This is a genomic window from Nostoc sp., assembly GCF_036917375.1.
Classification (GTDB): Bacteria; Cyanobacteriota; Cyanobacteriia; order Cyanobacteriales; family Nostocaceae; genus Nostoc.
Genome location: NZ_JBALDN010000043.1, coordinates 38,315 through 47,163 on the forward strand (window position 1 = coordinate 38,315; position 8,849 = coordinate 47,163).

General features: G+C 40.7%; 10 protein-coding genes. 4 read left to right on the forward strand and 6 right to left on the reverse strand.

Annotated elements, in window-relative coordinates:
- Positions 1–66: 66 nt before the first annotated feature.
- Positions 67–1,608, forward strand: a complete 1,542-nt coding sequence (murD, locus tag V7K45_RS11490) for a UDP-N-acetylmuramoyl-L-alanine--D-glutamate ligase (RefSeq protein ID WP_335003422.1) — start codon at positions 67–69, stop codon at positions 1,606–1,608.
- A gap of 123 nt (positions 1,609–1,731) precedes the next feature.
- Here murD and V7K45_RS11495 read toward each other — a convergent pair whose 3' ends face one another.
- The 4 genes from V7K45_RS11495 to V7K45_RS11510 all read right to left on the reverse strand — a co-directional run bounded on the left by V7K45_RS11495 (position 1,732) and on the right by V7K45_RS11510 (position 3,647).
- Positions 1,732–1,956, reverse strand: a complete 225-nt coding sequence (locus tag V7K45_RS11495) for a type II toxin-antitoxin system HicB family antitoxin (protein WP_289796608.1) — start codon at positions 1,954–1,956, stop codon at positions 1,732–1,734.
- Between the two features lie 11 nt (positions 1,957–1,967).
- Positions 1,968–2,150 (reverse strand): type II toxin-antitoxin system HicA family toxin, encoded by a 183-nt coding sequence (locus tag V7K45_RS11500; protein WP_335003424.1) that lies wholly within the window; start codon positions 2,148–2,150, stop codon positions 1,968–1,970.
- 126 nt (positions 2,151–2,276) lie between these two features.
- Positions 2,277–2,885: a hypothetical protein gene (locus V7K45_RS11505; protein ID WP_335003426.1), complete on the reverse strand. Its 609-nt coding sequence runs from the start codon at positions 2,883–2,885 to the stop codon at positions 2,277–2,279.
- Positions 2,886–3,059: 174 nt separating this feature from the next.
- On the reverse strand, positions 3,060–3,647 hold the full coding sequence (locus V7K45_RS11510; protein ID WP_335003427.1) for a thylakoid membrane photosystem I accumulation factor: 588 nt from the start codon (positions 3,645–3,647) through the stop codon (positions 3,060–3,062).
- Positions 3,648–4,007: 360 nt separating this feature from the next.
- Between V7K45_RS11510 and V7K45_RS11515 the strand changes: the two genes are divergently transcribed.
- From V7K45_RS11515 to V7K45_RS11525, 3 genes are all read left to right on the forward strand, one after another.
- Positions 4,008–5,345 (forward strand): Mur ligase family protein, encoded by a 1,338-nt coding sequence (locus V7K45_RS11515; protein ID WP_335003429.1) that lies wholly within the window; start codon positions 4,008–4,010, stop codon positions 5,343–5,345.
- A 96-nt stretch (positions 5,346–5,441) separates the two neighbouring features.
- Positions 5,442–6,260, forward strand: coding sequence for a type 1 glutamine amidotransferase (locus V7K45_RS11520; protein WP_335003431.1), 819 nt, complete (start codon positions 5,442–5,444; stop codon positions 6,258–6,260).
- A gap of 79 nt (positions 6,261–6,339) precedes the next feature.
- A complete protein-coding gene (locus tag V7K45_RS11525) occupies positions 6,340–6,963 on the forward strand; it encodes a Uma2 family endonuclease (RefSeq protein WP_335003434.1) in 624 nt (207 codons plus the stop codon).
- Positions 6,964–7,010: 47 nt separating this feature from the next.
- Here the strand turns inward: V7K45_RS11525 and V7K45_RS11530 are convergent, their stop codons facing one another.
- Positions 7,011–7,577, reverse strand: a complete 567-nt coding sequence (locus tag V7K45_RS11530) for a hypothetical protein (RefSeq protein WP_335003436.1) — start codon at positions 7,575–7,577, stop codon at positions 7,011–7,013.
- A gap of 112 nt (positions 7,578–7,689) precedes the next feature.
- The gene (locus V7K45_RS11535; protein ID WP_335003438.1) at positions 7,690–8,232 is read right to left on the reverse strand and encodes a DUF4360 domain-containing protein; all 543 of its coding nucleotides are present in this window, start codon (positions 8,230–8,232) and stop codon (positions 7,690–7,692) included.
- Positions 8,233–8,849: the final 617 nt, after the last annotated feature.

Below are 8,849 nucleotides of genomic sequence, written 5' to 3' on the forward strand. Positions count from 1 at the left end.
GTGTAATTTTTGCCAATAAAGGCTAGTATAGGGAGTGCTTAACCAGGGACACTCTGCTTGCAATCTATGTCCAAAGCTCATGTTGTTGGATTGGGAAAGTCCGGTGTTGCTGCGGCGAGATTGTTGAAACGGGAAGGTTGGGAGGTAGAGCTGAGTGATGGCAACACCTCCGAAACCCTCCTAGAACAACAACAAGAACTCGCTGCCGAGCAAATAACCGTAAAACTAGGACAATCCCTAGAATTGAATGGTGCTAATTTACCCCAATTAATAGTCGTTAGTCCTGGCGTGCCTTGGGATATTCCCGTATTAGTTGAGGCACGCCAACTAGGTATTGAAACCATTGGCGAAATGGAACTCGCTTGGCGAAATTTACAATCGCTACCTTGGGTAGGAATTACTGGCACTAACGGCAAAACTACTACCACAGCTTTAATTGCTGCCATTTTCCAAGCAGCAGAATTAAATGCACCCGCCTGCGGTAATATTGGCTACGCTGCTTGTGAAGTTGCCCTATCTCAGAGGGGCAGCACTTCGGCTACGCTCTGTTACCGAGGGGCAACACTTCGGCTACGCTCTGTTACCGAGGGGCAGGGGGGCAGAGGTGAAGGAACTGCGATCCAAAATCATGTTGATTGGGTGATTGCGGAAGTTAGTAGTTATCAAATAGAATCTTCCGTCTCTCTTGCTCCCCGGATCGGTGTTTGGACGACTTTCACGCCGGATCACCTCAGTCGCCATAAGACTTTAGAGAACTATTACAACATCAAAGCCAAATTATTACGTCAGTCGGAATTGCAAGTATTCAATGGCGATGATGCCTACTTGAGCCAGTTAGGTTTAAGTGCTTGGCCTGATGCTTATTGGACAAGTGTGAGAGGAAAAGATTTTCTGATTAGCGAAAAAGGCTTTTACATTGAAGACGGCTGGGTTGTGGAAAAATTGACTGCAACCTCTGCACCAGAACCAATTGTGAAAGTATCTAGTTTGCGAATGGTGGGAGAACATAACCAGCAAAATCTGTTGATGGCAGTAGCAACAGCAAGATTAGCGGGAATTAATCGTGATGCGATCGCACTTGCAGTTCGGGAATTTCCTGGTGTTGCCCATCGTTTGGAGCATATCTGCACATGGGAAGGGATTGATTTCATTAACGACAGCAAAGCCACTAACTACGATGCGGCTGAAGTAGGTTTAGCATCGGTTAACAGTCCAGCGATTTTAATTGCTGGTGGAGAAGCTAAAGCAGGTGATGATACTGCCTGGCTAGCACAAATTCAAACCAAAGCTGCTGCTGTGTTATTGATTGGCTCTGCTGCACCCGCATTTGCCAAACGTCTCCGAGAGGTGGGGTATCATAACTACCATATTGTGGAAACTATGGAAAGGGCAATTCCTAAGTCGGCAGAATTAGCCAAGCAGTATCAAGCGCCTGTGGTGTTGCTATCTCCGGCTTGTGCGAGTTTTGACCAGTACCCAAATTTTGAAGTGCGGGGCGATCGCTTCCGTCATCTGTGCCTTGCTTGGGCAGGTGGTTGGAAACCTGCCAAAGTAGAATTTCCAGAACTTGAAAACTCTACTCAAGAGTCCATAGTTCAAAGTCGATAAAGTTCGTAGTAAGGACTTTAGTCCTTGTTTTCTAAGCACTAAAGTTCTTACTACAAACTCTCAAAACTAACTTGACAAAATACTAGAAGGATTATTTAGTACTAATTTAGTAGTTTTCTATAATTAGATTTTGCTGTAGTTTGCAACTTCAACCTCATGAGCGATGCTTGTAGGTTTAGGAATAGGTAAACCATCTTCTAACATTCCTTCTATATGAAATTCAATAGCTTCTGCAATCATCTGCTTGACTTCTTCTAAAGTTTCACCTACAGCTACACAACCTGGTAAATCAGGGACATAAGCAGAGTAATTACCTTCAGCCTTTTCAATCACCACTACATACTGCATTGCGGTTCTCCTTATAACTGTGCTTGCCTCCAAATACTACTGAGAGTACCAGGGGCTAAGTCGTCAGACAATTTACCTGGAACTGTAACCACACCGGGTTTATCAGGATGTTTGAACTGTCGATGACTACCTTTAGTTCTAGCAAGATACCAACCATCAGCTTCCAGTCTCTTGATTACATCACGTACTTTCATGTTACTACTTATCTGTACAGGTAAAATTTCTGTTACAGATAGAGTGCCTTATTAAGAAAGCAAAGTAAACGCAATTATGTCCGTCATTTTGTCGTGGGTTTCAGTATTCCTACCATACATATTCAATCAACCAATGGGGCGATTTCCGGGATTGACTGCATGAATATATTCACTACCCGATCGCGGTCTTCCTCGTTTATAATAAGCTTCTTCTGGTTTACCCCATCCTAGCTGCAAAATCATTTCCAAAAAGTTAGAATTTTCCCACTTACACAAACTTGCCCACTCTGTTCTTTGAACAATTCTTTCTACATCAGATGTGACAATTTGTTGGTGTTGTTTACTATTATTAAAACTCAAGTATAAATCCATTCCTATAGTGACTTCATACCAAAATTCTACGATGGAATTTTTAGCGGCTTTTAATATCTCTAAATCACCATTGAGGGCAATTAACTCAGTATCTATTTCGGGATAGTGCAAGTTTTTTCCTTTAACTGTCACTTCTCGCCAAATAATACCGGAAACTCGATTTTCTTTCTGATACTCGTGAATTGCAGTTTTGAAATCTTGATAGGCAGTAAACTGTTGCAACCCATCAGTTCTGATAAACTGGTCAATAACAGGATTGCCAGAGACTTTTATTTCTAACTTTAAGCGTTTTCCTTTCAGGCAAGCTTGGCGTTCGGCTGCCAAAATTTGAATTAGTTCCTGGGTGGTGTAAACCTTTGACATCAGAATACACTCTGTTAATTATTGGACAATGGACATTGATTACGGACTATAGACTATGGATTAATTTCCTCAATTGTTAAGACAGATATTTCAATATTATGCTTTGACATCGGCGGCAATGTAGTAACAGATATAACTAAAAATTAGGGCAGACCAATTTGGTCTACCCCATAGTTACTTAGCTAACTCACTACTAAACTCGTTAAAGGCTCGCCGCTTTAGCTGTGCTGTTTCAGTACGTGGTAATAAATCAAAGATTTTACGAAATTGATCGTCTATCTCTTCAAAAGGTACTTGACCCTTTTTATTCAAAACTACTTCACCTGACTTATTTAAAACCACGACTTGAGGAACACTCCCAGCATAGTAATATCCTGGTTCAGTTGGGTCGTAGGTCTCTTTCTGCGGGATAGTATCTACATTAATCGGCATAATCTCTGCTACCCGACCGTAGAATTCCTGTACCCGTGAAATGGAAATGGCATATCTTTTGGAATCGCTACTATCATCCAGATAAAAAGCCAAAAATACGGGTTTATGTTCCGCTAAAGTCTGTGCGAGTGTCTGTCTGGGAGGAACCAATGAACCATTGCCAGCATAAACGACAAAGATGTTGCCATCATATAAATCATTATTCAGACCAGCAGATGCAGGTTGCATACTTATAATGAAAAGACTTACAAGCAACAACAGGCATTTGGACAACCACCTTTGCCAGCTAGTAATTTGTTTATGTAAAAAAAGAAACTTTGTGCTATTCATCAAAAGGAACCTTGCAAGCTACTACTTGTTGTGAGTTTGTGCTAAATTCGGCCAACTGGGCTGGATATGTAATTACGCCCACGCACTATTTTTTAAGATAACGCCTACTGAGATTATCTCTCGCAAGTGGCTGGTATCGCTACGCAGAATTCAAAACAGAGGTAAAGTAGCGCAGCAATCCAAAATCATTCGACTGAGCGTAGCCGTACCCTTCGGGGGAAGCAAGCAGCGTGTAGCATTCCGCAGAAAAGTCTAAAATTCAAAATTGCGAATACTGGCTTTTTCAGCCAGGATTCGCTAAACTCACAAGATTAAATTTGCACTTTTAATTAACAACCGTCAGAAGACTAGGGTACAGATGTGGGAAACAAAATACAATTCATAGATAGGCTGCGATTGGGTTTCGCGGTGTCAGTGGCAAAGAGTATCACTTTTATAGTGCGATCGCTCCGTCTGGGTGCTGCTAGTGTATTACCAGGCTCGATTGCTCGTCGTATTGAACCCAAACTCTTACAATTATTGAGTCAGCAAGTTAAAAACGGGGTGATTTTAATTGCTGGTACTAACGGCAAAACTACTACAGCGCTGCTTTTATGCACGATATTAGAACGCAAGGGTTTTCGTGTCACTCATAATTCTACGGGTGCAAATCTGGAAAATGGCCTGATGACAGCGCTGTTGGAAAGCACCAACTTACTAGGTACGCTAAATACTGATTACGCCATTTTAGAAGTTGACGAAAATATTGTACCGAAAGTATTAGCGCCACTCCAGCCCCGAATCATTCTCTGTTTAAACTTGTTCCGCGACCAACTCGATAGGTACGGCGAAGTAGACACAATTAGTAAGCGTTGGACAAAAGTTATTTCTACCCTACCAGCAGAAACGGTGGTAATTCCTAATGCTGATGACCCAACTTTATCTAACCTCGGTCAGCAGTTACCCCAACGGGTGTTATTCTTTGGCTTGAATGAACCAGAACATTATCTAGAAGCAATTCCTCACGCTGTTGATTCTATTTATTGTCCCAAATGTGGACATTCTTTAGATTACAAGGGTGTTTATTTGTCTCATTTGGGAGATTTTACTTGTCCCAAGTGTGGTTTTAGTAAAAGTAAACCGACTCTGGAAAGTACTGAATGGTCGCAAATTCTGGTTGGTTTATACAACAAATATAATACTTTAGCGGCTGCAACCGCGGCTATTGAGTTAGGAGTTGATGAAGCAACAATCAGAGATACTATTAACAACTTCCAAGCTGCTTTTGGTCGGGCTGAAGATTTAGTAATTAACGGTAAACGAGTGCGAATATTGTTATCAAAAAATCCTGTGGGAACGAATGAAACTATTCGCGTAGTTACTCAAAGCACAGATAAAACCACACTGCTGGTATTGAACGATCGCACGCCCGATGGCACTGATGTATCCTGGATTTGGGACGTGGATACCGAGAAACTAGTCGAACGTGGCGGGACTTTAGTAGTGAGTGGCGATCGCGTCTACGATATGGCACTACGTCTACGTTACAGCCAAAAGTCCCTTGAGAGTAACTTAAATTTAATAGTCGAAGAAGATTTGCGACAAGCGATCGCAACTGCATTAGAGCATACACCAGAGAATGAAACTTTGCATATTCTGCCAACCTACTCAGCCATGCTAGAAGTGCGAGAAGTTCTGACTGGTCGGAAAATTCTTTAAATTGGGTAGTGGGAATTAGAGAAATTTTTCCCATTCCCCAGTTCCCAACACCTAATCCAATTACGAATTACGAATTACTAATTACGAATTATGAATATGACTTCTCAAAATTTGGAATTAACAATTGGTTGGCTTTATCCAACGCTGATGAGTACTTATGGCGATCGCGGTAATGTAATTACTATAGAACGTCGCGCCGAGTGGCGGGGATACGATGTTAAAGTGTTACCCCTGGATCAAAATTCCACAGCCGCAGATATTAAAAGTGTAGATGTAATCGTTGGTGGTGGCGCACAAGATCGTCAGCAAGAAATTGTCATGCGTGATTTGCAAGGTGCAAAAGCTGATGCAATGCGCGACAAAATCGAAAATGGTACACCAGGAGTATTTACTTGTGGTTCACCCCAATTACTGGGACATTATTATGAACCAGGTTTGGGACAACGGATTGATGGTTTAGGAATACTCGATTTAGTTTCCGTGCATCCTGGTGAAAATACTAAGCGCTGTATTGGTAACTTGGTAATTGAAGTAACAGCTTCACGCCTAGCGCGAGATTTAAAAGAGATGACGGGTAGCACACCTTATTTGGTAGGCTTTGAAAATCACGGTGGACGTACCAAACTAGGAAAAGTGGAAGCTTTAGGGCGAGTGGTGTACGGTTTGGGAAATAATGGTGAAGATGGGACAGAAGGAGCATTTTATCAGAATGCGATCGCTACTTATTCCCACGGCCCATTGTTACCGAAAAATCCTTTTGTCGCCGATTGGTTAATTCAAACAGCGCTGCGGCTAAAGTATCAGCAGGAAATTACCTTAGAACCCTTTGACGACAGCCTTGCTGTACAAGCACGAGAAGCTATGTTTAAGCGATTGAAAGTGAGTTTACCAAGTGCTACTGCGGCGAAAGTTTAACTTCAGTTCCCTGATTAAGCCTCTCTCCGTGTCGGGGAGAGGTTTGGAGAGGGGTCAAATTTGACATAAAGAGGGCAAAATGACTCAAGCCTTAGCCAAACAAGTAACATTTGATGAATTTATTGCTTGGTATCCAGAAAACTCACAACGACGCTATGAACTGCATGACGGAGTAATTGTTGAAATGGCTCCTCCCACAGGCGAACATGAACAGATTGTTGGATTTTTAGGTGGGGAAATAGTTACAGAATATAAACGTTTAAAACTACCTTATTTCATCCCAAAAACAGCATTCATTAAACCGACTCAGAGTGAAGCAGCTTACTCACCAGATGTACTGTTGTTAAATAACTCTAATTTAGTAAATGAACCTCTGTGGAAAAAAGAATCTACTGTAAGCCAAGCGGCATCAATTCCTTTGATAATAGAAGTGGTAAGTACCAACTGGCGAGACGACTATTTTACCAAAGCAGGTAAATATGAAGAGGTCGGAATACCTGAATACTGGATTGTAGACTATCTAGGTTTAGGTGGTAGACGGTTTATTGGCAATCCTAAACAACCAACTATCTCGATTTACCAACTAATTGAAGGTGAGTATCAAGTTAGGCAATTTCGGGGAAGCAATCGCATTCACTCGCCAGCATTCCCAGAGTTGAATTTGACTGCTGAACAGATTTTTCGGGCTGGAGAAGTCACGTAAAAAACAGCTAAAGAAGTAAAAGAACCATCAAGCAATAAAACCACATTTTATTGTTGTTGAAGTACAAACTTCATTTCTGTCAATTCTAATTCTCCTCCGGTTGTTGTTAATACTAAATTAACGCCTAAAACACTTTTTCCTGTAGTTGTATAGTTCGTTGGAAGTATTTGATTAGTCAAATCAAAATTCATCGCACTTCCATAGATCATTTGATATGGAGTTGGTTGATCGCCAAGTAAAAATGATGTGATAGCTACTTGTGCTGGTGCTTTCTTTACTACACCTTTTAAAGCTAAAGGCACGAGCCTAAATTGCTTTTGAGTATTAGAAGTATTAATTCTAACGATACATCTAGCCCTTGGCGATTGTGCATTTACAGTTATAGGAGAGCTAAGTGTAAACTGATTTATTTGCGGATCGAAACTTATATTACATCTCCTATTAACCAAAAATTTTGGCTGGTTGTCTATTGCAGCAGCAGTGCTAGATGAATTGGCATCATAACAATAGAAAAAAAACAAGCACATTAACATGAAAAAATTACGTGCATCACTTAATCTCAACATAACTTCCTCTCCGTCAACAAAAATTTGTAATCTTAAAGAAGAATACATTCGGTAGATTCAATGAGTGGGGGATTTAGACCCATCACTCATTGAAGACCACCAAATTTGGAATTTGGTGCGGTGTATCACTATCTATCCGCAGAATCGCTAAAAGCGAGGACTAGCAACGTTTTAGGTCAAAATAAAGCCTTACATCCCCAGCATTGATATCGGCTGTATCAACGAAAATAGAACTTCCTCGCGAGGATTGTGCAATCATATTAATACCTAATAGTCCTTGCCCACCACCACTACATAAACCTGTAGCAGCTAGAACAGTAATCTCATCTTGCTCCGCAAATGCCTTACTAGATGTAAACTTAGTAGTTTTAGGGGGAGCTACGGCTTGACCAAGAGCACCACCACTAAAGCTATAAGTTCTGTTTAAGCTGGTACCTTTACTTCCTCTATCAATATCAGTAGTTCCTTGGTACAGTACTTGTACATCTTGGACGATGAAACCACTTGGAATAAAAGTTTGAACGCGTAAAATACACTTTTGACGCTGACCATTGAATGCACTAAAGTTATCCAAGATGATCGATAAGCTTCTACCATCCTCTCCAGGAAGCTGATCGGCAACACTACATCCACCAGAACCGAGTGCATCTCCAAAAGTAATACTAGGTTCTTCAGCCAAAACCTTGGTCGTAAGCACATTCATTCCAAGAATTGTAGTTAGAGACAGTAATACACCAAATTGTTTAAAGTTCATATTGATTGTACCTATGTTGTTAAAGTTGTTTTTTCATGGAAAATGCAGTCAAAATGCATCTCCCCCAACTATTTAACTAGTGCAGGATAAATCTCTAGAAGGTTTACTTTATTTAGAAACTAAATCGTTTTTAACTGTGGCAGGAATTCACTTAGTGTAGGTATAGCATCACTTACGTAGGACTCACCTGTAATAGCCTAAATTCTTGAGATTAAAAAATGGCACTTTCTCTGTAAAATCCATGAGAGAACTCTCCTATAGATGCAAAAGTAGAATTAAGCTTCAATACCTTCGCTAACAAAAGATTTGGTCTAGCTTTTGCCGAAATACCCCAACGCAAGAAGGCTGTAAACTCTTAAGCTAAATAATTGCAATAGTTAAGTATCTCTATATTGAAGTTATAAAAAGAATCTGAGGAACTTGTGAGGAAACATGGTGCTTATTAAAACTTAAATTTTGTCAGGATTCAGACCAATACGGTTCAGTTAAGGCTGAAAAACTGATTAGTGATATGAAATTTAGGAGTTTCAACTCGTTGTCCAGTACCTCTGTGTTTTGGCTTTTTA

Coding starts and splice junctions, on each gene's coding strand:
- V7K45_RS11495 (WP_289796608.1), bottom strand. CDS start 1,956: ATGCAGTATGTAGTGGTGATTGAAAAGGCTGAAGGTAATTACTCTGCT.
- V7K45_RS11505 (WP_335003426.1), bottom strand. CDS start 2,885: ATGTCAAAGGTTTACACCACCCAGGAACTAATTCAAATTTTGGCAGCC.
- V7K45_RS11525 (WP_335003434.1), top strand. CDS start 6,340: ATGACTCAAGCCTTAGCCAAACAAGTAACATTTGATGAATTTATTGCT.
- murD (WP_335003422.1), top strand. CDS start 67: ATGTCCAAAGCTCATGTTGTTGGATTGGGAAAGTCCGGTGTTGCTGCG.
- V7K45_RS11535 (WP_335003438.1), bottom strand. CDS start 8,232: ATGAATGTGCTTACGACCAAGGTTTTGGCTGAAGAACCTAGTATTACT.
- V7K45_RS11520 (WP_335003431.1), top strand. CDS start 5,442: ATGACTTCTCAAAATTTGGAATTAACAATTGGTTGGCTTTATCCAACG.
- V7K45_RS11510 (WP_335003427.1), bottom strand. CDS start 3,647: ATGAATAGCACAAAGTTTCTTTTTTTACATAAACAAATTACTAGCTGG.
- V7K45_RS11500 (WP_335003424.1), bottom strand. CDS start 2,150: ATGAAAGTACGTGATGTAATCAAGAGACTGGAAGCTGATGGTTGGTAT.
- V7K45_RS11530 (WP_335003436.1), bottom strand. CDS start 7,577: ATGTATTCTTCTTTAAGATTACAAATTTTTGTTGACGGAGAGGAAGTT.